Annotated in this window: 21 protein-coding genes; 14 read left to right on the top strand and 7 right to left on the bottom strand. The window is 59.8% G+C overall.

Annotated features, from left to right (window positions below):
- The first annotated feature begins 112 nt into the window (after nucleotides 1-112).
- Nucleotides 113-1,960 carry a HoxN/HupN/NixA family nickel/cobalt transporter gene (locus SIAM614_RS03950; protein WP_157139664.1) on the top strand — a complete coding sequence of 616 codons (1,848 nt, stop codon included), beginning with the start codon at nucleotides 113-115 and terminating at the stop codon, nucleotides 1,958-1,960.
- A 23-nt stretch (nucleotides 1,961-1,983) separates the two neighbouring features.
- On the opposite strand, the gene SIAM614_RS03945 is transcribed toward SIAM614_RS03950, so the two are convergent.
- The 3 genes from SIAM614_RS03945 to SIAM614_RS03935 form a co-directional block, all read right to left on the bottom strand.
- On the bottom strand, nucleotides 1,984-2,742 hold the full coding sequence (locus tag SIAM614_RS03945) for a gamma-glutamyl-gamma-aminobutyrate hydrolase family protein (protein ID WP_006932271.1): 759 nt from the start codon (nucleotides 2,740-2,742) through the stop codon (nucleotides 1,984-1,986).
- Between the two features lie 123 nt (nucleotides 2,743-2,865).
- Nucleotides 2,866-3,534 (bottom strand): response regulator transcription factor, encoded by a 669-nt coding sequence (locus tag SIAM614_RS03940; protein WP_040439076.1) that lies wholly within the window; start codon nucleotides 3,532-3,534, stop codon nucleotides 2,866-2,868.
- Between the two features lie 7 nt (nucleotides 3,535-3,541).
- Nucleotides 3,542-4,903 carry a cache domain-containing protein gene (locus SIAM614_RS03935; RefSeq protein WP_006932268.1) on the bottom strand — a complete coding sequence of 454 codons (1,362 nt, stop codon included), beginning with the start codon at nucleotides 4,901-4,903 and terminating at the stop codon, nucleotides 3,542-3,544.
- A 189-nt stretch (nucleotides 4,904-5,092) separates the two neighbouring features.
- Here SIAM614_RS03935 and SIAM614_RS03930 point away from each other — a divergent pair, with 189 nt between their 5' ends.
- The 3 genes from SIAM614_RS03930 to SIAM614_RS03920 all read left to right on the top strand — a co-directional run bounded on the left by SIAM614_RS03930 (nucleotide 5,093) and on the right by SIAM614_RS03920 (nucleotide 9,991).
- A complete protein-coding gene (locus SIAM614_RS03930; protein ID WP_006932267.1) occupies nucleotides 5,093-6,193 on the top strand; it encodes a TRAP transporter substrate-binding protein in 1,101 nt (366 codons plus the stop codon).
- A 75-nt stretch (nucleotides 6,194-6,268) separates the two neighbouring features.
- Nucleotides 6,269-7,303, top strand: coding sequence for a TRAP transporter small permease subunit (locus SIAM614_RS03925; RefSeq protein WP_006932266.1), 1,035 nt, complete (start codon nucleotides 6,269-6,271; stop codon nucleotides 7,301-7,303).
- Between the two features lie 21 nt (nucleotides 7,304-7,324).
- Nucleotides 7,325-9,991: a TRAP transporter large permease subunit gene (locus tag SIAM614_RS03920; RefSeq protein WP_006932264.1), complete on the top strand. Its 2,667-nt coding sequence runs from the start codon at nucleotides 7,325-7,327 to the stop codon at nucleotides 9,989-9,991.
- A 163-nt stretch (nucleotides 9,992-10,154) separates the two neighbouring features.
- Here the strand turns inward: SIAM614_RS03920 and SIAM614_RS03915 are convergent, their stop codons facing one another.
- Both SIAM614_RS03915 and SIAM614_RS03910 read right to left on the bottom strand, forming a co-directional pair.
- On the bottom strand, nucleotides 10,155-10,877 hold the full coding sequence (locus SIAM614_RS03915; RefSeq protein WP_006932263.1) for a response regulator transcription factor: 723 nt from the start codon (nucleotides 10,875-10,877) through the stop codon (nucleotides 10,155-10,157).
- A 152-nt stretch (nucleotides 10,878-11,029) separates the two neighbouring features.
- Nucleotides 11,030-13,000: a PAS-domain containing protein gene (locus SIAM614_RS03910; RefSeq protein ID WP_006932262.1), complete on the bottom strand. Its 1,971-nt coding sequence runs from the start codon at nucleotides 12,998-13,000 to the stop codon at nucleotides 11,030-11,032.
- A gap of 167 nt (nucleotides 13,001-13,167) precedes the next feature.
- On the opposite strand from SIAM614_RS03910, the gene SIAM614_RS03905 reads away from it, so the two are divergent.
- Nucleotides 13,168-15,081 carry a S8 family peptidase gene (locus tag SIAM614_RS03905; protein ID WP_157139663.1) on the top strand — a complete coding sequence of 638 codons (1,914 nt, stop codon included), beginning with the start codon at nucleotides 13,168-13,170 and terminating at the stop codon, nucleotides 15,079-15,081.
- A gap of 35 nt (nucleotides 15,082-15,116) precedes the next feature.
- On the opposite strand, the gene SIAM614_RS03900 is transcribed toward SIAM614_RS03905, so the two are convergent.
- Both SIAM614_RS03900 and SIAM614_RS03895 read right to left on the bottom strand, forming a co-directional pair.
- Nucleotides 15,117-15,377 (bottom strand): hypothetical protein, encoded by a 261-nt coding sequence (locus SIAM614_RS03900; RefSeq protein ID WP_157139662.1) that lies wholly within the window; start codon nucleotides 15,375-15,377, stop codon nucleotides 15,117-15,119.
- Between the two features lie 64 nt (nucleotides 15,378-15,441).
- The gene (locus SIAM614_RS03895) at nucleotides 15,442-15,864 is read right to left on the bottom strand and encodes a MucR family transcriptional regulator (protein WP_006932259.1); all 423 of its coding nucleotides are present in this window, start codon (nucleotides 15,862-15,864) and stop codon (nucleotides 15,442-15,444) included.
- Between the two features lie 727 nt (nucleotides 15,865-16,591).
- On the opposite strand from SIAM614_RS03895, the gene SIAM614_RS03890 reads away from it, so the two are divergent.
- The 9 genes from SIAM614_RS03890 (at nucleotide 16,592) to SIAM614_RS03850 (ending at nucleotide 26,786) form a co-directional block, all read left to right on the top strand.
- Nucleotides 16,592-17,722: a porin gene (locus SIAM614_RS03890; protein ID WP_006932258.1), complete on the top strand. Its 1,131-nt coding sequence runs from the start codon at nucleotides 16,592-16,594 to the stop codon at nucleotides 17,720-17,722.
- Nucleotides 17,723-17,854: 132 nt separating this feature from the next.
- Nucleotides 17,855-18,985 (top strand): LacI family DNA-binding transcriptional regulator, encoded by a 1,131-nt coding sequence (locus SIAM614_RS03885; RefSeq protein ID WP_081455176.1) that lies wholly within the window; start codon nucleotides 17,855-17,857, stop codon nucleotides 18,983-18,985.
- A 142-nt stretch (nucleotides 18,986-19,127) separates the two neighbouring features.
- Entirely contained in the window at nucleotides 19,128-19,250 is a 123-nt protein-coding gene (locus tag SIAM614_RS33285) for a hypothetical protein (RefSeq protein ID WP_267871936.1), read from the top strand.
- Nucleotides 19,251-19,625: 375 nt separating this feature from the next.
- A complete protein-coding gene (locus tag SIAM614_RS03875) occupies nucleotides 19,626-21,554 on the top strand; it encodes an AMP-binding protein (protein WP_229597936.1) in 1,929 nt (642 codons plus the stop codon).
- A complete protein-coding gene (locus SIAM614_RS03870; protein WP_006932253.1) occupies nucleotides 21,551-22,378 on the top strand; it encodes an ABC transporter ATP-binding protein in 828 nt (275 codons plus the stop codon). Before SIAM614_RS03875 ends, SIAM614_RS03870 begins: the two co-directional genes overlap by 4 nt.
- A gap of 12 nt (nucleotides 22,379-22,390) precedes the next feature.
- Nucleotides 22,391-23,344 carry a branched-chain amino acid ABC transporter permease gene (locus tag SIAM614_RS03865; protein WP_006932252.1) on the top strand — a complete coding sequence of 318 codons (954 nt, stop codon included), beginning with the start codon at nucleotides 22,391-22,393 and terminating at the stop codon, nucleotides 23,342-23,344.
- Between the two features lie 13 nt (nucleotides 23,345-23,357).
- Nucleotides 23,358-24,434, top strand: a complete 1,077-nt coding sequence (locus tag SIAM614_RS03860) for a branched-chain amino acid ABC transporter permease (RefSeq protein ID WP_006932251.1) — start codon at nucleotides 23,358-23,360, stop codon at nucleotides 24,432-24,434.
- 104 nt (nucleotides 24,435-24,538) lie between these two features.
- Nucleotides 24,539-25,870, top strand: coding sequence for an ABC transporter substrate-binding protein (locus tag SIAM614_RS03855; protein WP_040439222.1), 1,332 nt, complete (start codon nucleotides 24,539-24,541; stop codon nucleotides 25,868-25,870).
- Between the two features lie 61 nt (nucleotides 25,871-25,931).
- Nucleotides 25,932-26,786: an ABC transporter ATP-binding protein gene (locus tag SIAM614_RS03850; protein WP_006932249.1), complete on the top strand. Its 855-nt coding sequence runs from the start codon at nucleotides 25,932-25,934 to the stop codon at nucleotides 26,784-26,786.
- Nucleotides 26,787-26,811: the final 25 nt, after the last annotated feature.

Here is a 26,811-nt window from a genome sequence, read left to right as displayed (position 1 = left end):
TAAACTTATTACATCTGATCAGTGGGTGACCCCGTTGCGCTTGCTTTCCGCCTTCACGGCCAAGATTCTACCTGCGGCCTCTCGCCGTTTTCTGCTCGGCCTGGGCTTTTTGATGGCTGCTCTTTCGAGCGCCAGCGCGCATCCGCATGTCTTCGTTGAGGCCAGAAGCAAGCTGGTTTTCGACGATGCCGGACAGGCGGTTGCCCTTCAGCATGTGTTTCGTTTCGACGATGCCTTTTCCGCATTCGCAATCCAGGGCTTCGACAAGGACGGCGACGGTCATTACTCCCGCGAGGAGTTGAGCGAGCTGGCAAAGGTGAATGTGGAGAGCATGGCCGACTACGGCTATTTCACCTTCGGCGACAACACCCGTGTCGAGTTCGATTTCGACGCCCCGACGGACTACTGGCTGGAAGTGGTCAAGGTTCCACTCAAGGACTATTGGGTGATGAAACCCGAGGACTTTGAGGCCATGGAGGAAGACGTCCGCATGAACGGCGGCTCCATGCCGGAAGATGTGGACCTCTTGGAACTGCATTTCACCTTGCCGTTCAAACAGCCCAGCGACGCCAAGAACCTGATCACGCTCGATGTCTACGACCCGACGTATTATGTCGATTTTCGCTTCGGTGCCGGTGAAGACGCACTGGGAACGAAAAACGCACCAGGCACCTGCCGTGTGAGCCGTAAGGAGCCGCCGCCCCTCGACGATGCCGAAGCCTATGCGCTTGCGCAGATCGGCGCCGACCAGAGGGACCTTCCGCCCGAGCTTCAGTCCGTCGCCGCTTCGCAGGTCAACCAGATGCTGGTTGCCTGCGGCGATGCCATAGCTGCCTCGACCGCCTCGCCGGAAACACCGCAGGCGGTGACGCCGGACACCGCATCGACCCCCACCGATACCGCCTCCAGCGCCGCAACCCCGCCAAGTGATGCGGCCGCTGCAATCACGGCCGCGCTTGATACGGCAAAACCGGCGGAACAACAGGTGGCCGCGCCGAAGGCCGGCTTCCTGGATACGATTTTCGGCACGATTGCGGTCAAGCAAAAAGAATTCTACCAGGCACTGGTCGCAAGCCTCAGGTCCTTCCGCAACAATCCGCATGCCGCCTGGCTGCTGATGGGGCTTTCCTTCGCCTATGGCATTTTCCATGCGGCGGGCCCGGGGCACGGCAAGGCGATCATCACGTCCTATGTGGTTGCCAACAACGAGACCCTGCGCAAGGGGATCATTCTCTCGTTTGCTTCGGCCTTCGCCCAGGCGGTAACCGCTATCGTGCTGGTTGGCGGTCTGGCTGTGGTCTTCAATCTCACCAGCATCGCGATACAGGACACAGCGCGGTGGTTTGAAATCGGGTCCTATGTGCTGATCACAGGCCTCGGGGGCTGGCTGTTGTGGCAGAAGGCGCTCCGTCCGCTGGCGGTCGGCCTGGCCGCGCGGCAGTCGGGCTCCGAGTTCGCCCTTGCGGGGGCGTCGGCTGCCGGTCACCACGGTCATGCTCACCATGGCCATGATGGCCACCATCACCCTCACGATCATCACCACCATCATGACCATCACCATGAAATCGGTGCAGATGGTGTCTGCGCGACCTGCGGTCATGCCCATGCGCCGACGCCAGACATGCTGCAGGGCAGGATTACCCTTGGCCGGGCGGTGTCGATCATTTTCGCGGTGGGACTGCGGCCCTGCACCGGCGCGCTGGTGGTTCTGGTGTTCGCTCTGTCCCAGGGCATGATAGCCGCCGGCATCGCCTCCACGCTGGCGATGGCGGTCGGAACCGGGATCACCGTTTCGCTGCTAGCCGGCATGGCGGTCGGGGCCAAGGAACTTGCCGTGCGGCTTTTCGGCGAAGGCAGCCCGATGGCGCAGAAGGTTCACCGGACGATCGAGATCGTCGGCGCAGCCATTGTCTTCCTGCTGGGCCTCACATTGCTGATTGCAACGCTCGGCTGGGGCTGATGCTCATTCGCCTCAGGGCGGTGTCACAGTCCCAGACGTTTCACACGGTAGGCGCGTGCGGCATCCCCGAAGGCCGCGAACAGCTTTTTTGACGGGCCGTCCGTGGACACCCAATATTCCGGGTGCCACTGGGTTGCCAGCACATAGCCGGGGCTGTCCTTGATGGAGGCAGCCTCGATCGTGCCGTCCTCGGCTTCCGCTTCCATGATCATTCCATTGCCCAATTTGCCGACGGCCTGACGGTGGAGCGAGTTCACTTCAATCGGCTCGTCGCCCACAACGGCTGCCAGGCAGCTACCGGCTGCGACTTCCACCGGGTGAGCGATCCGGAAACGTTCGTCCTGACGTTCGGATGTCGGCGCGCGGTGATCGCCCCGGCCATCAAGGGTCTGGATCTCGGTCAGCAGGGTGCCGCCAAGGGCAACATTCAATTCCTGCATGCCGCGGCAGATGGCAAAGACGGGAATGCCGCGTTCGACAGCGCGTTTGAGCAACGGCAATGTCGTGGAATCGCGGGACGGATCGTAAGGACCGTTCTCTTCCGTCGGTTCTTCGCCGTAAAGCTCCGGATTGACATTGGAGCGGGATCCGGTCGCCAGCACGCCGTCGACCTGATCCAGAGCGGCATCCAGATCCAGATCAGCGCCGAGGGACGGCAGGATCATCGGGATGGCGTCGGAGCCTTTCAGGACGGCCTGCAGATACGTCGAGGTTGCTGCGTGCCAGTTGTAGCCTTCGATGGTTTTCACGTCGGCGGTTACCAGGACGAGTGGTTTGGTCATTTTATGCCTGTCAGATGGGAGACCCGCGTCTCCGGAAGAGTTTGGCTAGGGTGTGGACCCATAAATGAAGACGAAATGGCATGAGAAATGGGTCCACACCCTAACAGATTTAGCCGAGCCGGATCAGTCCAGCAATCCCAGATCCTGCGCGACCTTGTAGAGCTGGGCGGCATTCTTGTTGCCGACCTTCTCACGCAGGTTCAGGCGGTGGGATTCGACCGTGCGCACGCTGATGCCCAGTTCCTTGGCGACTTCCTTGTTGGGTTGTCCCCTGGCAATGGCCGTCAGAACCTGGCGCTCCCGGTCGGTCAGGCCGTAAGGGTCTTCCACCGGCGCGGAGGTGCCGGCGCCGACGAGGGTCGGGCCAACCGCGGAGGAGAAATAATAACCGCCACTGGCGACGCTGGTGATGGCGGTGATCATCTCGGCGGCTGAAATATCCTTCAGGATGTAGCCGCGCGCGCCTGCCTGCACGACGCCGCGCACATATTCCGGGTTATCGTAGACCGACAGGATCAGTACCGCGATTTCGGGCAGCAACTTGCGCATCTGCGTTGCCGCTTCCAGCCCGTTCATCACCGGCATGGACACATCCATCAGGAGAACGTCCGGGCGCAGATCATGGGCGAGCGTCAGGGCTTCTCGACCGTTCGTTGCTTCACCGACCACTTCGAGGTCAGCCACCTTTTGAAGCCGGGCCCGGATGCCATCGCGAACCAGTTCATGGTCGTCTGCCAGCAATACGCGGATGGGCCTGGTGAACGAGCGCGGTGAAGGTGAATGAACTGTCATCTTTTTATCATGCCGCTTTTGCCGCCGCATTGTCGAGCGGCATCTGGACTTTAATACGGGTTCCGCCGGAAGCACGCCGGCTCAGGGTTAACCGGCCGCCGTAGGTCTCGATCCGCTCCCGCATGTTACGGAAGCCGAGGCCACCGGATTTCGGCAAAGGTCGTGGAAGGCCGACGCCGTTGTCCTCAACCGAGAGGACGAGTTGCTGCACGCCGACCTTGAGGGAGATTGCGACCTCGCTGGCGTGGGAGTGGCGTGCGACATTTGTCATGCACTCCTGCACAACGCGGTAGAGCGCAGTCTTGGCGCCTTCCGACAAGCGGCTGTGACATTGTTCGGCCTGGACGTTGACGGTGATGCCGGACTGATTCTGGAACTCCTTGCCGAGACTGCCGAGGGCGGCGGCGAGGCCCATGTCATCAAGAACGCTGGGTCTGAGATCTCGTGATATCCGCCTGACCTCGGCAATTGTTCCATCCAGTGTCTTCAGGCATTTGGCTGCCTGGGCCTGAAGCTCAGGTTCACGGTTGGCCTCGCTGTGGATCATTTCCACACCATAGCGCACAGATACCAGAAGCTGGGAAATACTGTCGTGCAGCTCGGTGGACACACGCTTGCGCTCCTGTTCCTGCACCTGGAAAATCCGGTTGGTCAGCTCCTTCAGTTTGCTGTCGGCAAAACGTTGCTCGGAAAAACGCACCCCGGCAATGAGGAAGCCGGCGATGACGATGGCTGCGAGCGTGATCATGAAGGTCACGAACAGGGTCTGGCGGATGGAGCGGGCAAAATCCGTGCGGATGGCGGTCACTTCGCGGGCGATATCGTCGGTGTAAAGGCCAGTCCCCAGCATCCAGCCCCACTTTTCGAGCAGAATGGCGTAGCCGAGCTTTTCCTCTACCGTGCCTGTCGAGGGCTTGTGCCAGACATACTGATGGAAGCCGCCACCGTTCTTGGCGGCCTCGATCAGGTTGCGGATGACGAAGTCGCCGTTGTCGTCCTGAAGATCCCACCAGTTGCCACCCACAAGCTTCGGCAGTTTGGGGTGTACCAGATTGGTGCCGTCGAGCGTGTAGACGAAGAAATAGCCGTCATAGTCGAAGGTCAGATGTTGAAGGATCTCCTTGACCCTTTGCTGCGCGGCTTCCCGTCCGCCCGGTTCCTCCTTGTAGATCTGCTCGATCGAGGTGAGGACAAGACTGACGTAGTTTCGAATTTCCTGACGCTTGTAGGACAGGATGCGCTGTTCCACCGCCCGCGTCTGGGTATTGATCAGTTCCCGCGACTGATAGTAGGTGGCCGCGCCGATCAGGACGGAGACGGCTATCAATGGCAGAATCGTGATGAGAAGCAATTTGGTCTTGAAGGTCACGAATTTTGCTCTCTTATTGCGCGATTGCGCGCCAAACGATCATCTCTCTTGCTTGGTTCTCGGTAGTATTACTGAGAAGCTGCGCAGAACCACGAATAGCGCTTCAGACGCTCGGTCAACTAGACATACTTCGAGATCGGTGCAAGTGTGTACCCGGTCCGAAATCGGGTCCGATTAGGGAGGAAACTAATGGATCGTCGTTCGTTTATCAAAAAGGCTGGTATTGGCGCCGGCGGTGTTGCCGCTGGGTCCCTGCTTGCCGCACCGGCAATCGCGCAGGGCACCAAGGAAATGGTTATCGTGTCCACCTGGCCGCGCGACTTCCCGGGTCTCGGCATTCCGGCACAGCGCCTGGCAGCCCGTATTGCAGAGCTGACCGCAGGCCGCCTCAATGTTCAGTATTTCGCCGCTGGCGAACGCGTCGGAGCATTTGACTCCTTCGACGAAGTCGCTTCCGGCAACGCACAGGCCTACATCGGCGCCGACTACTACTGGAAAGGCAAGCATCCGGGCTGGGCAGCCTTCACTGCCGTGCCGTTCGGCCTGACCCAGGCTGAAATGGACGCCTGGATCAAATACGGCGGCGGCCAGGAACTGTGGGATGAGCTGGCTGGTGAATTCGGCCTGAAGAACTTCGCCATGGGCAACACCGGCGTTCAGATGGGCGGCTGGTTCAACAAGGAAATCGAAACCGCTGACGACCTGAAGGGTCTGAAGATGCGTATTCCGGGTCAGGGCGGCGACGTCATGGCGAAACTCGGCGCGTCTCCGGTGTCCCTGCCGGGCGGCCAGATCTACGAAAACCTTGTTTCCGGCGCTATCGATGCGACCGAGTGGGTTGGTCCGTTCAACGACTACTTCATGAAGTTCTACGAAGCTGCCAAGTACTACTACTATCCGGGCATGCACGAGCCGGGCGCAATGCTTGCTCTGGGCATGAACAAGGCATTCTGGGACGGCCTCGACAAGGTCGATCAGCAGATCATCGTTGCAGCGTGTGCGGAAGAAAACTCCAACACGATGGCTGAAACCAATGCCAACAACGGTAAGTACCTGAGCCGTCTGATCAACGAGCACGGCGTCGAACTTCGTGAGTTCTCCGACGAGATCTACGACAGCTTCGGTGAAGCCGCTCAGGAAGTTCTGGAAGAAGCGATGGATCATTCCGCGCTGTCCAAGAAGATCTTCGAGAGCGTCATCAACGCGCGTCAGGAAATCGGCAGCTACATGGCAATCGCCGATATCGCCTACAGCAACAAGCGTAACCGTTACCTCGGCATTCCGAAGTAACTGGCAGAGCGATAAAAAGGGGCGGGAGAAATCCCGTCCCTTCTTCATTGACAAAGACAAAAAGGCACAGCCACGATGACGGCCTTGGACAATGTTCAAGACGGCTCGCCTGTTATGAATTCCGGTGGTCAAGCCTCGCCGGAGAGCGCCCGCTTCTTCCGCCTGTGCGGCTGGATCGTATTGGCGATCATGACGGCGTATCTGCTCAACAACTACCTGACCTACTGGCAAGACCTTCCAGGTATCGCACCCATCTTCGGCGGCGCGGCCAACGGCTCCATGCCGATCCTGTGGTCCTGGGTGCAGCTTGCGCTTTATGCGGCGCTGATGCTGCTGGCCTTCGGCTATGTGCGGACGAATGGGAACACGCTGCGTGAAGACAGCGTCCGCATCAGCAACATCAACGCCTATCTGATCAGGGCCTGCTTCTTTGCCGTGCTGATCGTCGGGCTGGTCGACAGCGCGATCTCGTTCCTGCGCATCGAGGGCTTTCTGCCCGATGTCGTCGGGCAGGCGCTCGCCGACGATCTCGGCAAGTCCCAGTTCCGCGGTCCTTATCTGCATATGCCGCTGATCGCACTGTCCCTCGTGATCGCAGCCTTCACGCGCACGCTCGGCTTCACCTGGCTCGCGCTGCTGGTGGTTGCGGCCGAACTGATGATCGTGATCGGCCGCTTCGTGTTCTCCTACGAGCAGGCCTTTCTCGCCGATCTTGTCCGGTTCTGGTATGCGGCGCTGTTTCTGTTCGCCAGTGCCTACACGCTGCTGGAGGAAGGTCATGTGCGGGTCGACATCCTTTACGCGGGCATGTCGACGAGGGCCAAGGGCATCGTCAATGCCGTCGGGTCCGTCGTGCTCGGCATCAGCCTTTGCACCGTCATCCTGGTCATCGGCATGGGCGGCAAGCAGAACATCATCAACAGCCCGATCCTGACCTACGAGACCACGCAGGCCGGTTTCGGTCTTTACGTGAAATATCTCATGGCGGGTTTCCTTGGCGTCTTCGCCGTTTCCATGATGATCCAGTTCGTGGCCTATTTCCTGGACGCGGTTGCCGACATTCGCGGCGAACCGGGCGGCCGGGATCATGACAGCCACACTGTTCAATAGAGCCTGACGAGACCGCTTGATATGGAACTCTTTTTCCTTCTTCTCCTCGTCGTTCTGATGGCGATCGCGCTTGGGTCCGGTTTCCCGGTTGCCTTCGCGCTCCCCGGATCGGCCATCCTGACCATCGGCATCGCTGCCGGCTCGGGGTATCTGTTTGCCGGGGATCCCGGCGCCTATTTCTCGCACGGCGGGCCGAGCCAGTGGCTCAGCGCGGGGGTGACCAACTTCCGGGGAATCTACTGGGAGGCAGAGCGAGATACGCTGATCGCCATTCCGCTGTTCGTGTTCATGGGCATCATGCTACAGCGGTCGAAGATCGCCGAAGATCTGCTCGTCACCATGGCCCGGCTGTTCGGCCCGGTGCCGGGCGGCCTTGGTATCTCCGTGGTTTTCGTCGGTGCTCTTCTGGCGGCCACCACCGGCATCGTCGGGGCAACCGTCGTTGCCATGGGCCTGATCTCGCTGCCGGCCATGCTGCGCAACAAGTATTCGGTGCCGCTGGCAACCGGCACCATCGCCGCATCCGGTACGCTGGGGCAGATCATTCCGCCGTCCATCGTGCTGATCATTCTGGCCGACCAGCTTGCCAGCGCGGTCGATCAGGCTGGCTCGCTGCGCCAGACGCTTTACAAGACGAGCACCGGTGAGCTTTCGATGCCGTCGGATTATTCAGTGGTCTCGACCAGTGCCGGCGAAATGTTCCTGGGTGCGTTCCTGCCAGGGCTCGTCCTGGTTGGCCTTTACATGCTGTTCATCCTGGGCTTTGCGCTGATGAACCCGAAGTCGGCACCGGCCGTCCATGAAGAAGGCACCTTTACCCGTGCGTTTGCGGGCAAGGTGGTGCTGACCCTGGTGCCGCCGCTGGCGCTGATCTTCCTGGTGCTCGGCTCGATCATCGCCGGTGTTGCCACCGTGAACCAGGCCGGTGCCATCGGCGCTGTTGGCGCGATGGTCATGGCCGGCTACCGCCTTCGGGACGGCAAGCGCGGGGCCTACAGCCCGGCGATCATCGCCATTCTGGCCTTGCTCGGCCTGGCCGTGGTGGTCGGTTTCTTCGGCTCGGTCAACATCAAGCTGATCCAGACCAGTGACGATGTGCTTGCCCTGACCCTGGCAATCATCGCCGTTTCGCTGCTTCTGATCGCGATCCTGTGGTCCGGTTGGCGCACGCTGAAGTTCGAGAACACGCTGCGCGGGGTGATGGTGGAAACCGCCAAGACCACCGCGCTGGTGTTCATCATCCTTCTGGGTGCCGCCATGCTGACGTCGGCCTTCCGCGCCTTCGGCGGGGAAGAACTGGTCAAGAACTTCCTGCAGGGTCTGCCGGGCGGGTTCTGGGCCCAGTTCCTGATCGTGATGCTGGTGATCTTCATCCTCGGCTTCTTCCTCGATTTCATCGAGATTGCCGTGGTTGTGGTGCCGATCGTTGCCCCGATCCTGCTTGCCGATCCGGAAGCCAACGTCACCGCCGTGTGGCTGGGCGTGATGATCGGCCTGAACATCCAGACCTCGTTCCTGACACCGCCTTTCGGCTTCGCGCTGTTCTATCTGCGCGGTGTTGCCCCGGCGGTCGTCAAGACGCTGGACATGTACAAGGGTGTGGTTGCATTCATCTGCCTGCAGTTGCTGGCGCTTGGCATCGTGGGGCTGTACCCGCAGCTGGTAAACTACCTGCCGAACCGCTCGTCACTCCTGTCCGAGACAGCCCCGCCGCCGAAGAACCCGCGGCTGCAGTACTGCATGGAAACACTCATCTATGAGGACTTCCAGCAGAATGGCGACAAGATCCTGTCTGCGATCCAGTCGATGGAATCCGTTGACATGAGCTATCTGCCGGAAGATCTGCGCGATGATGTCATGGAAGGACTGGAAAAGGCGAAGGAAGCCTTGCCGCAGATGGAAGCCATCCATGCCGCAGAGGCGGATGTTGCGGCCGCGGCGGGGGCCTACAAGCCGATCCATACCGAGGTTCGTGCCATTGAACGCGATGCCCTTCGACTTGATGAACGTATCGCCGATCTTCAGGTGATCGTTGATCGCTCGGGTGAGACCGGTATCTACACCGCCGCACAGGGCGAACGCGCTCAGGCTCGTATCGAGGAGTTGAAAGCCCGGCACGATGCCCTGATTGCGCAGATCCCGTCCGACTGGAAGGACACCTACGCAACCTTCGCCAAGATCCAGAAGGCAGAGGATGTCGCCAGGTTGAGCTACCGCCGGACCGTCGACCAGGCCTATGAGCCGATCGTGGAGCTGAAAGCGATCCTCAAGAGTGCCGATCTGGTCGCAAGCTTCAAGCCGGAACTGGAAGCCCTGAAGGCCGAGGTGCCGACGCTTGAGTCGAAGGCTGCCGAAGAGGCGATTTCGGCCATGCGGTCGCGGGTCGGCGAAGCGGAGGGCACGAGCGATATTCGCGATGGCCTGAACGAAGCCCGCAAGATCATGCGCAGTCGTGAGCCGAATGCGGAAGAAGCTGTTGCGGAAATCGACAAGTCGATTGCGGCGCTCGATGCGGACCTTGCCTGGCGCCGGAAAGGGGCCGAGGAGATCCTGCCGAAGCTGGATGCCTTCGATGAGGTCGTGGCGTCCAACATTGGTGTGAGAGCGCAGGATCGTCTGCCGACGGGCATGGCGCTGGATGTTGCCGGATGTCTGTCCAGCCACCGGGATATCAGCCTGAGCTTCTGATCCTGACGTGACAAAGATTGGAAAGCGGGAGGAGAAATCCTCCCGCTTTTTGTTTGAATAACGTCAATTGAGTTTGCCGTTCAGGAACGATGCTGGTGCCGTCGATTTTCAGCAGGGCACGGCGTGGAACGGGGCCATGGAGGCAGAATGACCGGGCCTCGCCTCAGCTCCACTTTACGTCGCAGGCAAGCATGTAGCCGGAACCGTATATGGTTCGGATGTGGGCCGGTTCGTTCTTGCGGTTGAGCTTCTTGCGGATGCGCGAAATGCGCACGTCGATCGATCGGTCAAGGCTCTCGTCGCGGCCGCCATGTTCCAGCAGATAATCGCGGGAGAGCACACGCTTGGGTGCTCTCAGCAGCGCTTCCAGCAAGGTGGCCTCACCGGTCGACAGGAACGTTTCCTCTCCTTCCGGCGAGGTCAGGCAATGGGAGGCGGGCTGGTAGCTCCACCCCTCGAACCTGGCGCAGTCGACGCTCGCCTTTTTCGAGGGCAGGTCGGAAGAACGGCGCAGGATCGAACGGATGCGGGCCACCACTTCGCGCGGGTCGAACGGCTTGACCACATAATCATCGGCGCCCAGTTCCAGCCCCATGACACGGTCGGTCGAATGCCCGCGTGCCGATAGCACAATGATCGGCACCGAAGACCGGCGTCTGATCTCGTTGATAAGGGCCATGCCCTCCATGTCAGGCAATCCAAGGTCGACGATACAGGCATCCGGCGTTTCCAGGCTGAGCGCGGTCAGCATCTGCGCGGCCGTCGCAAAGACCTTGCCCTCCATCTCGAACTGGAGAAGGGCATCCAGAAGCAGGTTACCGATCTCCGGTTCGTCATCGACAATGAAAACTGTGCGTTTGGCTGCCTGGAGGGAGCGTGTCTGCAAGGCGCGTTCCTGTGTCCTGGGTCAAAGGGTGCCGGTTTCGATCCATCGGATGGTTCGCTTGAGCGCGGTTGCCTGGCAACTGCGTCCGGCAAGCGGGAAAGGTTTTCCAGAATCGGTCGGATGGATCATCAGCAATACTCTTTGCATAACCATCAGGCTGAATCTGGTGCGGGTGAGAGAATCTTCTGCAGCGTGTCTGCAAGTTGAGCATCTGCGAAAGGTTTCGCCAAGACCGGAAATTCGCAGGCGCTTTCCTGTCCTGCAAGGTCCGACCAGTCGGCATAGCCGGACATCAGCGCGATGCCGAGGTCTTGCCGCTTCTGCTGGATTTCTCGTGCCAGGGCCAGACCGTTGATCTGTCCTGGCATGATGATGTCGCTGAGAACGGCGCGCAGTTCCGGAAGGTCCAGGGCCAGGCTGCGCGCATCCTCCGCATTTTCGGCCCTCAGAACCGCGTAGCCGAGGTTCTGCAACTGATCCGTCACCGTGTTGGCGACATCCGGATCATCCTCCACGAGGAGCAGAAGTTCGCCCTGGCCAGGCTTCAATGGAGCCGCTTCATCTGTCTCCGTGTCCGCTCCGCTGGAGGCGGCAATGCGCTGGTAGGGCAGATAAAGGGTCAGATAGGTGCCGACGCCAAGGGCACTGGAAATGTGGATCGCCCCGCCGGACTGGCGAATGAACCCATAGACCATGGACAGGCCGAGGCCACTGCCGGTGCCGAAGTTCTTGGTGGTGAAAAAGGGTTCGAAGACCCGTAATTGCGTCTCCGCATCCATGCCGCCGCCGGTGTCGCCAACGGTAATGCGCGCAAATTTGCCGGATGGAATGCCCAGGTCTTCGGCTTCACGGGCGTCCAGCTCACAGGTGTCGAGTGCAATGGTCAGCGCGCCCCCATCCGGCATCGCGTCGCGGGCGTTGAAGGCCAGGTTGATCAGCGCGGTTTCCATCTGTGTCGGGTCGATGCAGGCGCCGATTTCAGCCTTCTCAGCGGTGATCGTAACGTCGACCGAGGGCGGCAGAGAGCCTTCGAGCAGACGGCCAGCGCTGGCGATCACCTTGGCCAGAGACACGTTCTGCGGATCGATGGCCTTGCCGCGGCTGAAGGCGAGAAGGCGCTGGATCAGGTCCGATCCGCGCTTGGTCGCCTCAAGCATCGGTGACAGCTTGCTGTCGAGCGTGTCCCGGTCGAGCGGTGTTTCCATTCGCCCGAGGGACAGAAGGTTGCCCATCAGGATGGCGAGAAGGTTGTTGAAGTCGTGGGCAAGGCCGCCGGTCAGCTTGCCGACCGCATCCATGCGCTGGGACTGCACGAGCGCTGCTTCCGCCTGCTTCTGGTCGGTGGCATCCAGCGACAGCACGAAGATCCCGAGGGTCCTGCCGTCCTTGGTCATGTCGGGAATGAGCGTCGAGCGCATATAGGCGATGCTGCCGTCCGAACGGTTGCGCTGATATTCGTAGCTGACGGCGTTGCCTTCGAAGGAGCGGTTGATGTGCGGCTCCAGCTCCTTGAAAAGCTCCTCGCCAACCACTTCCGGAGCCGGGCGGCCGGCGATGGAGGCGACCGAGTGGCCGAACCAGTCGGCATAGCGGCGGTTGGCGAAGCGGAACACCGGTCCGGGGGACAGGTAGGCGATCAGGGCCGGAATGTTGTCCGTTACCAGCCGAAGCCAGTCTTCAGACTGCTGCAGCGCGCGGGTGCGCTCTTCCACCGTGCGTTCCAGCTTTTCCTGCCGGCGGCGGTCCTCGGTGACGTCGGAGTAGGTGGTGACGAATCCCCCCTTTGGCAGGGGGGTGCCCGAAACGGCGATGACCTGGCTATTGGGCCGGATGCGTTCGAAATAATGCGGCTCGAACAGCTTCGCCCGTTCCAGCCGGCGCTGGATCTTGCCTTCGATATCGCCCGGGCCGTATTCGCCGCGCTCGGCATTGACGCGCAGGAAAGCCTCCAGATGCGTGCCGCGCCGGGCCAGCTCCTGAGGAAAATCTAGCATTTCCCACAAGCCCCGATTCCACGCGACAAGTCTGAGGTCGGCGTCGAATGCCGAAAAGCCCTGATTGATATGGTCAAGCGCCGCCTGCATCAGATCAAGCTGCGTCTTGAGCTGTTGTGTTTCCTCCATGGGGTGAGAGTAAGCCCGAAAAACAGGTTTGACCATTCATCCGAGAAGAGAATGCGATCCGGGTTCACAAGAGGTGACCTACGTGACGTGCAGGCCGAAAAACTTCGCCTTTCGTGATATGCTGGCCGGGTTTTTCTGACTTTGTTTTTCCTGCGATGGAGGCATCCATGCAATTAAAGAAACTTGATCCGAGGCTGCGCCGGTATGCAGCCGAGGCGGAATTGAAATCATTTGAAGACGAAACCAACCTCGACGTCTCCCCGTCCGCTCCCGAATCCCTGGAGAGCGCTTCGGCCGGTTCGGCCCCGCTTGGCGAAGTCAGGCGCGTTCTCGTCGAACTTCAGACGGAGCATCCCCCAGAGGCTTTTGCCGATTTCAACTGGGTGCATGTGGCCGGGAAGATCTATTCCGTGTCGCTTCCCATGAACCGCCTGGTGGAGCTGAACGGGCACCCGCTGGTCGAAACGGTTGAGGCCGGACGGCGCTGGTTCCCGATGCTGGAGAGTTCCCTTGCCGAAACGAAGGCCGATACGGTTCATCAGGGCAGTTCCGGGGTTCCGGGGCGCATGGGCGCAGGCGTTCTGGTCGGCATCATCGACTACGGTATGGATTTCACGCTTGACGACTTCCGCAACCCGGACGGCACCACGCGGCTGGCTTTTCTCTGGGACCAGCGCCTGGATGCCCGGCAGGGCGAGCGTGCACCGGATGATTTCGCCTATGGGGTGGAATATGGGGCCGACCAGATCAACCAGGCGCTGAACGCAACCGATCCCTTCAGCGTTGTCCGCCACAGGGCGGAGGCCGGCTCGCACGGCACGCATGTTGCCGGCATCGCGGCAGGCAATGGCAGGTCGCATGATGATAATTTTGCGGAAGGCACACATCTGGGAGCCGCCCCCGAAGCCACGCTGATTTTCGTTCAGCCGGACACGCGCGACGGGTCGAATACCTTCACCGATTCCAGCCATGTCGTTGATGCAGTCGCCTACATCATGGGCAAGGCGGATGCGCTCGACATGCCTTGCGTCATCAATATGAGCCTCGGGCAGAACGGGGGTAGCCATGACGGGGAAAGCCTCGTCGAACGGGCCATCGACCGGCTTCTGGAGCCGTTGGGACGGGCGTTCGTGAGCGCGGCGGGCAACGAGCACGTCTGGCATGGGCATGCGGCAGGGAGAATCAAGACGGGCGAAAGCCGGGAACTGCGCTGGAAAACGGGTGGCGGCATGCCTTTGCCCGATGGCTCCGTCACCCAGACGGGAACGGACAGGACGTCGAGTGAACTGGAGATCTGGTATTCCAGTGTCGACAGGTTCGCAGTGACCTTGATTGCACCGGACGGGACACAATACGGGCCCGTAAACCCCGGAAAATCCCTGCTTCAAGATGAGGTCTTCATCGATTCGGAGCGGTTTTCGAGTTTGAACGGGCAAGCGCGGATCTACATGCAACTGGAAGCGCCGTTCGGACTCGGCATGCTCAGATCCGGCGTCTGGACCGTGAAGCTGGAGGCGCTGGAAGGGGAGAACGGGCAGTTCGATGCCTGGATCGAACGTGACCTGCGGGACAAGAACAATAATTATGCCGACCAATCCTTTTTCCAGGGAGGCGATTTCGATCCTGTCCGCACGCTTGGCACGCCGGCGACAACACGGCGGGCGATTGCCGTTGCGAATTACAGCCACCATTCTCTGGCGCCAGCGGCCTCGTCCAGCCGGGGTCCGACACGGGACAACCGGTACAAGCCCGAAGTTGCCGCACCTGGAACGAACATCGTTGCGTCCGGCGCGCAAGGCGGGCGGAGCAATGGCAATGGCGGGGTCCATCCGGTGCGGGTGCCCAAATCCGGCACCAGCATGGCTGCGCCCCATGTTGCCGGTATCGTCGCCTTGCTGTTTCAGGAAGCCCGGTCCCTGTCAGCGCCTCAGGTAGCAAACATTCTCATGGCCACGTCGGACAATCCCGACGGCACGCCGGGGTTCGACGTCGCATGGGGTTTCGGCAGGGTGAACGCTGCGCGCGCCCTGCGTCTCTTGCGCGATCCGGATCAGCCCGGACGCACGGACGCTGTGATCTGATTGTCTGGACGTTTTGATAACAGGATGCGGCGCCCTCAGCGCCGCATCGCTCCGCCGACCTGGATATAGGTGACAGCGGAATCCTTGGCGAGCGCGTTGAGAGTTTCAGCGGTGACCAGAAGCGTCATCATGCGGCTATTCGGGCTCCAGGACAAAAGTTCCGGACCGCCTGTGCCGGTGTCGCGCATGGCCAGGTCATCGGGGGTTTTTCCCGGTGCAAGCTCGACCATGGCCTTCATTTGCGCCGAGGGATCGTTTTTCATGATCGCCTTGCGGGCCTGCGGGCTGAGTTTCATCTGACTGAAGTCCATTCCGGGAATATAGCATTGCGCACCCGGTCCTCAAAACCTTGTCGACGCGTCAGCGTTTCCTGTGACCCAGCTTTGCCGCCTTGGCCATTTCAGCACGCTTTTGCGCATAGTTTGGCGCAACCATCGGGTAATCCGCGCTCAGGCCCCATTTGCGGCGGTATTCTGCCGGCGTCAGATTGAATTTCGTCTTCAGGTGACGCGTCAGGAACTTGAACTTCTTACCGTCCTCGAGACAGACGATGAATTCCGGTGTGACAGACTGCTTTATCGGCACTGCCGGAACCAGCGGAGCGCGAAACACGGTTGGTGTGTTGTTGGTTGCAGTTTCCAGGGCGACGTGGACATCGAGAATGAGTTCGATCAGGTCCTGTTGCGGTACCGGATTGTTCGTCACGTAGTTGGAAACGATTCCCGCGGTGAGTGCCATCAGGTTCGGCGAATCGTATGTCGCGCCTTCTTCTGATTCAGCCATGGGACTTCCTTTTCCGAAATTGGGGGCTGGAGAGGGGCGTGGGCAGGGCGGTGCCGCGCGCGCAGGCAATCCGTCCCAAATATATTTCCCCAATGACTTCCGTTTTCAAGTAGCTATCACAATTTTATCAAATAAAAATTCTGTCGAGAGATTTTCACTGATTTAGGAAACCCGAGGGTTTTCGTTTTGCATAATCCCGACTGTAGTTTTCAAGAAATACTGATCGCAAATTTTGATTTGTTCAGAAAGCCCCGAAAAACCCCAGGAATATCTGACAAAATCAATTCTATGATTTCTTCTTTCTTGATTGCGTTGACTCTGTAATCTGTACACTGAACAGTGTAGTCACGAATTTCTTCATTTCCGATGAAGCAAATCAAAGAAAAAACACCTAAATATTCGTAAAGTATTTAAAGTAGTGTGGGGCAAGCCATATGGGGATGGAGTTCGGGGAGTTCAAGGGGAAAAATGAAAAAGTGAAAAATTGTAAAAAATGGCTGATTTTCAATGTGTTGCAAAAATATGACTCCAAATTCCAATGTTCTCCGGAGGGAAATTCGCACTTGAATTCCTGCGTTGGAACTGGCTTTTTGATGCGGAGACGGCCAACGGGGTGCAAGTAAATGCTTGTTGTTGGTAGTCTAAGGGTTAGTTTGAAGGGGTCGCGTCAAAGTATTCGAATCCGTTCCTTCAGCCTTCCGACCGAATTTGAAACTGGAGTAATGTAATGAAACTCAAGAGTCTGATGCTCGGCGCGGCCGCAGCTGCTGCTGCCACCACCGCCCAGGCGGCTGACCTTCCGGTAGCACCGGAGCCGGTCGACTATGTTCGCGTTTGTGACGCATACGGCGCACGCTTCTACTACATCCCGGGCACCGAAACCTGCCTGCGCGTTGGTGGCCGTGTTCGTACCCAGGTCGTTGTCAACAACGTTCTGGAAGATGGCGCATTCAGTGACCGCGATTCCGATGGTTATTCCTGGCTGTCTCGCGGCTACCTGTACCTGGACGCTCGCACAGCAACCGAATTCGGTACCCTGCGCACCTACGTGTCCATCTACTCCACCGTTACCAACGGTGAAAACAGCACCACGCTGGACAACGCCTACATTCAGTGGGGCGGTCTGACGGCTGGTCGTTTGACCTCGAACTTCGACATCTTCACCGGTCAGGCTTTTGTCGGTGTCGTCGATCGTGACTGGTCCGACGTAACGACCAACCAGATCGCTTACACCGCAGCTTTCGGCAACGGCTTCTCCGCGACCATCGCTCTGGAAGACCGTTCCGATCGTGAATACGGCAACTACGGCGGCACCCGTACCCCTGACGTCGTTGCAGCTCTCGGCGTTTCCCAGGGTTGGGGTTCCGCACAGCTGTCCGGTGCTCTGCACCAGGTTTACCCGGATGCAGCAGCCAACCGCACCAACAATGGTGGTGAAGACTCCCTTGGTTGGGCAGTTGGCGGTGGCGCTGCCATCAACCTGCCGATGCTCAACTCCGGTTCGAACATCTTCTTCCAGGGCTTCTACGCTGACGGCGCTCTGTCCTACATCACCACGTATGACGGCGTAGCCGACTACAACGGCGGCGACACCTCCACCGGTTACTCGCTGTCCGCTGGCGCCTACATCCAGGCAACTTCCACGATCGGCCTCGCGCTTGACGGTTCCTATGCCGACATCGACGCCGCCGCTGGCCTGAACGACGTGACCCGTTACGCAATCGACGGTTCCGTTCAGTGGGAGCCGGTCTCCGGCTTCGTGATGGGTGCTGACGTTGGTTACGCAAACGTCGACACCGACACTCAGGGCGACCAGGACGAACTCCTCTTCGGTGTTCGTATGCAGCGCACGTTCTAATCTTATGGTTAGACTCTGACTGACTAAAAATGACCTCCAGTCAGTCAATCGGCCCGGCAGACTCCAAACTGCCGGGCCTCCCCCGTTTCGGGGCGGGGCACAGTGGTCTTGCAGGAAAGACCTGACTGGCAGATGTGTATCCGGACTGTGGAGACATCCGGTCGGAAAAATTCTTTTCCTCCGCGTTTGAAAAAACGTGCGGCGCCAGAATGTTCTCGGCTAACATTCGCGCAAATGCCAAAGTCCGAATTCAAAAAGAAAAATCCCACAGTTCAGGATGTCGCTCGCGCAGCCAATGTGTCGACGGCGACGGTCAGCCGTGCGTTGACGACGCCGGACAGGGTGACCGCCGAAACAAGACGCCGGGTATCCGAGGCGGTCGAGAAGACCGGCTATGTCCTCAATCATGCGGCGCGCAATCTCCGTCGCCGGGACACAGGAACAATCGTTGCCCTCGTTCCCGATATCGGCAACTCCCACTTTTCAAATATTCTGCAGGGCATCGAAACAGTCTGCGCGGAACGGCAGTTGAAGGTGCTGATTGCCGACACCCGCAAACCGTCCATGTCGCATTCGCGGCTGAGCGATTATTTCAGCAAGAACAATTGCGACGGGATCGTGATTCTGGACGGGCATTTCTCGATTTCCCGGATCAGGGCGTCCAACCCAAAAGCGCCGCCGATCGTCCTTGCCGGCGAGTGGAGCGACGATCCGGCCGTTCCCATCTCCGTAGTCGATAATCTGATGGGCGCGGATCTGGCGGTGTCTCACCTGCTCGAGTTGAAACATTCTAAGATCGGCCATGTCACGGGACTGCTGTCGCACAAGCCCGGCCGGGACCGGCTTGACGGGTTCCGGGCAACGTTGGGGGGCGCGGGCCTCGACCCGGCGAAAGCCTGGATCTTCGAAGGGGATTACACCCTGGATGCCGGTGTCAGGGCCGCGAAGGCCTGGATGGAGCTGCCAGACCGGCCAACCGCAGTTTTCTGTGCCAGCGACCGGACCGCCTTCGGCTTCATTTCCACGCTGAACGAAGCCGGCATTCGCGTTCCGGAAGATGTTTCGGTGGTCGGATTCGACGATATCGACATCGCGGCGCATTACCTGCCGCCGCTGACGACGATCCACCAGCCCCGCCGCGCGGTTGGCGAGCAGGCGGCAAAGCTGCTGCTCAACCTTCTCGGCGGAGAGAGGCAAGACAATGGCAGCGTTCAGCTCGAGCCATGGCTGGTCGTGCGCAAGAGTGCGATGCCGCTTGCCTAGGGTGTGGCCTCATAAATGAAGACGAAATGGTTTGAGGCGGATTGGTCTGCCTCAAGGCGCGGCAGCGCAGGAAATGTGGCTCATTTTCAAGCTTTCGCAACGCCGAGGAGGACCAATCCGGTCAAATCCGAAGGACGTGGAAATGGCTTCACCGCGTGACGTCAACCTGCTTGACCGGGCAGAAAGCCCGCTCAGCGCACCCTTCCTAACGCGGCTTCGCCATTTCTCACGCCATTTCGTCTTCATTTATGAGGCCACGCCCTAGGGTGCCTTTCGCACCTGCAGCGCAATTGCAACAATTCGACATGATTGAAACATATTGCTGAAAATCCGGCCTCCTAGCCTGCGTCTATCGGGTTTGGAGCTCCTGGCCTATTCACCTTTAACAATTTACCGGTTGAAGGTTGGCGCGTCAGATTGTTTCATACCCTTCAGGTAACGACCCCGAACAATTGGGGCGCCTTCCAGATCAAGCCGCTTACGGTCAAACGTGCCGGACAGCGGACTGTTGATCGACAAAAATGACGTGGCATCTCATCTGTGTTCATCCGAACGCAGGGTGCTTCAGGGGAAGAAACAGTTCATGGTAGGGTCGGCCAGCGCTTCATCGCGCGAGGAGGACACCTTTCCGAAGATTCTCATGCGCAATGCGCAAGTCTTCGGTGACCGGACAGCGTTCCGGGAAAAGGATTTCGGGATCTGGCAAAGCTGGACCTGGACCGAGGTGTGTGAAGAAATCCGCGCATTCTCCATCGGTTTGAAATCTCTGGGTCTGAAGGCCGGAGACAAGATCGCCATCGTCGGCGCCAACCGTCCGAGGCTTTACTGGGCAATGGTCGCCGCACAGGCGCTCGGCGCCGTTCCGGTACCTGTCTATTCGGACAGTGTTGCCGAGGAAATGGCCTTCGTGCTCGGACATGCCGAAGTCACCTTCGCGGTGGTCGAGGATCAGGAGCAGGTCGACAAGCTGCTGTCGATGGCGGACGAGGTGAAATCACTCAGCGAGATCATCTATGACGAGCCGCGCGGCCTGCGCGACTACGATCACGCGCACCTGCACAGCTATGCTTCGGTCCAGGACAAGGGCAGGGAACTGATTTCGGCAACGCCGTCTCTGGCGGCCGACTGGGAGGCCGGGTTCCGGGCGGCCAAGGGCTCCGACATTGCGGTGATGCTCTACACCTCCGGCACCACCGGGCGGCCGAAGGGCGTGATGCTGTCCTTCGACAATCTCATAATTTCGGCGCGTAACGGCAACAAGTTCGACCACCTGAACGAGACCGAGGAAGTGCTCGCCTATCTGCCGATGGCCTGGATCGGCGACCATGTGTTTTCGCTGGCGCAGGCCTTTACCGCCGCCTATTGCGTCAACTGCCCGGAAAGCATGGACACGATCGATGTGGACCGGCTTGAAATCGCGCCGACCTATTTCTTCGCACCGCCGCGCGTGTTCGAGAACATGCTGACCCGGATCATGGTGCGCATGGAAGATGCCGGCAAAGCCAAGCGCGCGATGTTCGACTATTTCATGGATGTCGCCCGCAAGGTGGGCGAGAAGATCCTGAACGGTGAGAAGGTCGGTCTGAAGGACCGAGTGCTCTATGCCCTCGGCGAGTTCTGCGTCTATGGGCCGCTCAAGAACCGCATGGGCCTCACCCGGATGAAGGTCGGCTACACGGCCGGGGAAGCCATCGGGCCGGAGATCTTTCAGTTCTTCCGCTCGCTCGGCCTCAACCTCAAGCAGCTCTATGGCCAGACGGAAGCCAGCGTCTATATCACGCTGCAGCCCGACGGCGAGATCTTCGGTGACACGGTTGGCAAACCTGCCCCCGATGTGGAACTGAAGATCGCCGAAAGCGGCGAAGTGATGTACCGGTCGCCGGGCGTTTTCGTCGGCTATTTCAAGAACGACGAAGCGACCGCCAGCACCAAGACGCCGGACGGCTGGGTGCACACGGGCGACGCGGGCATTATCGCCGAGAACGGCCACCTGAAGATCATCGACCGCGCCAAGGATGTCGGCAAGCTCAATGACGGTGCGCTGTTCGCGCCGAAATACATCGAGAACAAGCTGAAGTTCTTCCCCAACATCAAGGAGGCGGTTGCCTTCGGTCACGAGAAGGACATGGTGGCGGTCTTCATCAACATCGATCTGACCGCGGTCGGCTCCTGGGCGGAGCGCAACAACGTCAATTATGCGTCCTATCAGGAACTTGCCGCCCACCGCGATGTCTATGGCATGATCGAAAGCCATGTCGATCAGGTGAACCGGGATCTCGCCCGCGAACCGATGATGGCGGGTGCGCAGATCAAGCGGTTCCTGATCCTGCACAAGGAACTGGATGCGGATGACGGCGAACTGACCCGGACGCAGAAGGTTCGCCGGAGCTTTATTGCCGAACGTTACGGTCCGCTGATCGACGCGCTTTACGATGGATCCACCTCCAAGCATGTGCGCACGGAAGTGACCTACGAAGACGGCCGCAAGGGAACCATCGAAGCCACCGTCGAGATCCGCGAAATGACCACCCATGACGCCGGAGCGGGCGTACAGGAGGCCGCCGAATGAACGCCTTTGTTACGGAAAAGACGCTGCCGCCGGCAGACGCAAAGGAGGCGGCGGAGCGCGAGGTGCTTCTGCGGGTCGATAACGTCTCGCTGACCTTCGGCGGGGTGAAGGCGATCACCGACATTTCGTTCGACATCCAGAAGGGCGAGATCCGCGCGATCATCGGTCCGAACGGGGCCGGCAAAACGTCGATGCTGAACGTCATCAATGGCTTCTACCATCCGCAGGAAGGCACGATCACCTGGCAGGGTCAGGTGCGCCGCAAGATGAAGCCTTACGAGGCTGCCAGCCAGGGCATTGCCCGGACGTTCCAGAACGTGGCGCTGTTCAAGGGCATGACCACGCTGGACAACATCATGTCCGGCAGATCCCTGAGGATGCACAAGAACTTCTTCTGGCAGCTTCTGTGGCGCGGGCCGGCGGAGCGCGAGGAAATCGAACATCGGCGCAAGGTCGAGGACATCATCGACTTCCTGGAAATTCAGGCGATCCGCAAGACGCCGGTCGGGCGTTTGCCCTACGGCCTGCAGAAGCGGGTCGAACTCGGCCGCGCGCTGGCAATGGAACCGGACCTGTTGCTGCTCGACGAACCGATGGCCGGCATGAACCTGGAAGAAAAAGAAGACATGAGCCGGTTCATCATCGACGTAAACCAAGAATTCGGCACGACGATCGCCCTCATCGAACACGACATGGGCGTTGTCATGGATCTCTCCGACCGGGTGGTCGTGCTCGACTACGGCAAGAAGATCGCCGACGGGCCACCGGAGGAAGTGCAGGCCAGCCAGGCCGTTATCGACGCTTATCTCGGTGTGAGCCACTAGGAGGGACGAACCATGCTCTACGATATTTTCATCGATCCCTTCGTACAGATGTACCAGATGCCGGATTTCTTCCTGCAGGTCCTGTGGGAAGGTTTCGTCGCCGGAATTCTCTACGCGCTGATCGCACTGGGCTTCGTGCTGATCTTCAAGGCGTCCGGGGTGTTCAACTTCGCCCAGGGCATCATGGTAGTGTTCGCCGGCCTGACGCTGGTGGGCCTCAACGAAAACGGCGTACCCGCCTATCTGGCGCTGATCCTGACCATCGGCGTGATGGGAGTTCTGGCCTATGGCGTTGAACGGGTGGTCATGCGGCCTCTGGTCAACCAGCCGGAAATCATTTTGCTGATGGCCACCATCGGCCTGACGTATTTCCTCGTCGGTTTCGGCGAATTCGTCTTCGGCGGCGAGCCGAAGCAGATGATCACCGAACAACTGGGGCTGCCGACCGGGTCGACCGCCTTCGAATTCGGCGACCGGGGTCTCGTCATCCTGCAGCATATCGACATTGCCGCAGCCGTGATCGCGGTGGTGATGGTGACGGCGCTCGGCGTCTTCTTCAACAAGACGCGGATCGGACGAGCCCTGCGGGCCGTGGCGGACGATCACCAGGCCGCTCTCTCCGTCGGGATCTCACTCAACCAGATCTGGGCGATCGTCTGGTTCGCAGCCGGCCTCGTGGCTCTGGCGACAGGCATCATGTGGGGCGCGCGGTCCGATGTGTCCTTCGCGCTGGAAATCGTCGCGTTCAAGGCCTTGCCGGTGCTGATCCTCGGTGGCTTCACGTCGATCCCGGGCGCCATCGTCGGTGGCCTGATCATCGGCTTCGGCGAGAAGATCGGCGAACTCTACTGGGGTGGTCTTGTCGGTGGCGGGATCGAATCCTGGCTCGCCTACATCATCGCCCTGATCTTCCTTCTGTTCCGGCCACAGGGCCTCTTCGGCGAACGTATCATCGAGCGGATCTAGGGATTTCTGACCCATGTTTTATCGCGAAGCTGGCCAATTCAAGACGAGTTACAAGGCGGATCAGGCGCTGTTCCCGATCCTCCAGGACCGCGTCGGCCTGGCCGTCATTCTCATCACCGCATTTGCCGTCATTCCGGCCCTTGCCAATGACTTCTTCCTGACCTCCATCATGATCCCGTTCCTGGTGTTCTCGCTGGCGGCAATCGGGTTGAATATCCTGACCGGCTTTTGCGGGCAGCTATCGCTCGGAACGGGAGCGTTCATGGGGGTTGGCGCTTATGCCGCCTACAAGCTGACGTCGATCTTTCCCGATGCCAATGTCATCGTGATGGTTCTTCTGTCCGGAGTGTTCTCGGCTGCCATCGGCGCGGTCTTCGGTCTGCCGAGTCTGCGCATCAAGGGGCTTTACCTGGCGGTCACGACGCTTGCGGCCCAGTTCTTCCTGGAATGGTGCTTCATCCGTATTCCGTGGCTCTACAATTACAACGCTTCCGGCGCGATTGAAGTGCCGCGCCGCGAAGTCTTCGGCATCATCGCCACAGGGGCCGAGGCAACGCCGCTGGCACGCTACTTCATCGTTCTCGGGATCACGGTTCTGATCGCCTTCCTGATGGCGAACGTGCTGCGCGGCCGCATCGGCCGGTCGTGGATGATGATCCGCGACATGGACATTGCGGCCGAACTCATGGGCATCCGTCCGCTGCAGACCAAGCTGATGGCCTTTGCCGTGTCGTCCTACATCTGCGGTGTCGCCGGTGCGATGATGGTGTTCTTCTGGCTGAATGCGGCCGAACCGTCGTCCTATTCCATCCGGCTGTCCTTCCAGGTGCTCTTCATGGTCATCCTGGGCGGCCTCGGCAGTCTCGGCGGGGCCTTCATGGGGGCTGCCTTCATCTGGATCCTGCCGGTCATTCTGAAATTCGTGCCGGGTCTTCTCGGCTTCGACCTGGCCGCGGAAACGGTGGAACACGCGACCTTCATGATCGTCGGTGCGCTCATCATTTTCTTCCTGATCGTCGAACCGCACGGCTTCGCGCGGCTCTGGCAGATCGCGAAGCAGAAGCTCAGGGTCTGGCCGTTCCCATACTAGGGGCTGCCAGCCTTTTCGCCCGCCATCCGGACATGGACCGATCCGGTGAGGAATGGCGTAACCGGTCCGGCGGTATTCCTTTCGATGCCGCGTGGGAGGAGAATATGAAAAGCATTAAGCAATTCGCGCTGGGAACCGCTGTTGCGCTTGGGGTCGGTTTCTCCGGCGCCATGACGACCGCGGTCCAGGCAGAAGATGCCAACTATGTGCCGCTTCTGACGTACCGGACCGGGCCTTATGCCGGATCCGGCATCCACATCGCCAACGGCATGCATGACTATCTGCAGATGCTGAACGAGCGCGATGGCGGCATCGGTGGCGTCAAACTGGCGCTGGAAGAGTGTGAAACCGGTTACAACGCCCAGAAAGGCGTGGAGTGCTACGAAGCCACCAAGGGCAAGGGCGCGCTGGTCTATAACCCGTATTCCACGGGTATCACGCTGCAGCTCATTCCGAAGGCCGGTGTCGACAAGATTCCGGTTCTTTCGATGGGCTACGGCCTGTCGGCAGCCGCTGTCGGTTCCACGTTCCCGTGGATCTTCAACGTGCCGGACACCTATTGGGACGGCGCATCCGTGGTCATCAAGTACATTGGTGAGCAGGAAGGCGGCCTTGAAAATCTCAAGGGCAAGAAGATCGGTTACATCTTCCTCGATGCCGGTTACGGCCGCGAGCCGCTGCCGCTTCTGGAACAGCTTGCCGAGAAATACGGCTTCGAGCTGCTGCAGTACCCGGTTCCGGGTGCGGAAATGCAGAACCAGTCTTCACAGTGGCTCAACGTGCGCCGCGACCGTCCGGACTACATGGTCATGTGGGGCTGGGGTGCGATGAACCCGACCGCCGTCAAGGAAGCGGTCAAGATCCGCTTCCCGATGGACAAGTTCATCGGTGTGTGGTGGTCCGCGGGTGACGACGATGCTTCCGCAGGTGGCGAAGGCGCGAAGGGCTACAAGGCTCTGAACTTCTCCGGTGTCGGTGCCGATTTCCCGGCTCTCAATGACATCAAGAAACATGTTGTCGATGCGGGCAAGTCCTCCACCGATGCAAGCACCATCGGCAGCACGCTCTACAACCGCGGCGTCCTGAACTCGGTCATCATCGCGGAAGGCATTCGCACCGCGCAGGAACTGACCGGCAAGAAGGTCATCACGGGCGAAGACATGCGTCTTGGTCTGGAAGCTCTCAACCTGGACGAAGCCCGTCTGGCTGAACTCGGTCTGAAGGGCTTTGCGCATCCGATGAAAGTGACCTGTGAAGACCATGCCGGCAGCCATCCGGTGTTCATCCAGGAGTGGGACGGCAAGAAGTGGCGTCAGGCTTCCGACTGGATCGAGCCGATGACCGATGTGGTCCGTCCGCTGCTGGAAGCAGCCGCGGCGGAATATGCAGAAAAGAACGCGCCGTGGCCGGCGCGCACCGAACCCTGCCCGAACTGATAGGCAGTCCGCTCCGCCGCGCCGCATCAACGTGCGGCGGAGCTTCCAGGGAGAAGAGGGAATGGCATTGCTGGATGTAGAACAGCCCGGTTCACAGGGCGCTCGGGACGCTGCCGGGACAATCCTGTCGGTCAACAATATCGAGGTCATCTACGACCACGTGATCCTGGTGTTGAAGGGCGTGTCGCTGACCATCCCCAAGGGCGGGATCGTGGCACTGCTCGGCGCGAACGGAGCAGGCAAGACGACCACGCTGAAAGCGATTTCGAACCTGCTTGGCGCCGAGCGCGGCGAAGTGACGAAAGGCAAGATCGTCTTCGAGGGCGACGAAGTTCAGGCCCTGTCACCCAACGATCTGGTTCGGCGGGGATGCATCCAGGTGATGGAAGGGCGGCATTGTTTCGGCCACCTGTCCATTGAAGAGAATTTGCTGACGGGCGCCTACACCCGCAAGGACGGGTACAGCGCCGTGAAGGCAGACCTTGAGATGGTCTACAACTATTTTCCGCGTCTGCGAGAGCGGCGTGGCAGCCAGGCCGGGTACACCTCCGGCGGCGAACAGCAGATGTGTGCCATCGGCCGCGCTCTGATGAGCCGGCCGAAGATGATCCTGCTGGATGAGCCGAGCATGGGTCTGGCACCTCAGCTCGTGGAGGAAATCTTCGAGATCGTCCGCCAGCTCAACGACAAGGAAGGCGTGTCCTTCCTGCTTGCCGAACAGAATACCAACGTGGCGCTGAAATACGCGACCTACGGCTACATCCTGGAATCCGGCCGCATCGTTCTCGACGGCGATGCCAAGGCATTGCGGGAGAATGAGGACGTCAAGGAATTCTATCTGGGCGTTGGCGGCGAGGGCCGCCGCTCGTTCCGGAATGTCAAACATTACAAGCGAAGGAAGCGCTGGCTGGCCTGACGGGGTTTCAGACACAGGGCCGAAA

Origin of the sequence: Roseibium aggregatum IAM 12614 (assembly GCF_000168975.1) — a bacterium.
Classification (GTDB): Bacteria; Pseudomonadota; Alphaproteobacteria; order Rhizobiales; family Stappiaceae; genus Roseibium; species Roseibium aggregatum.
This window is presented reverse-complemented; position numbering and strand designations above follow the sequence as displayed.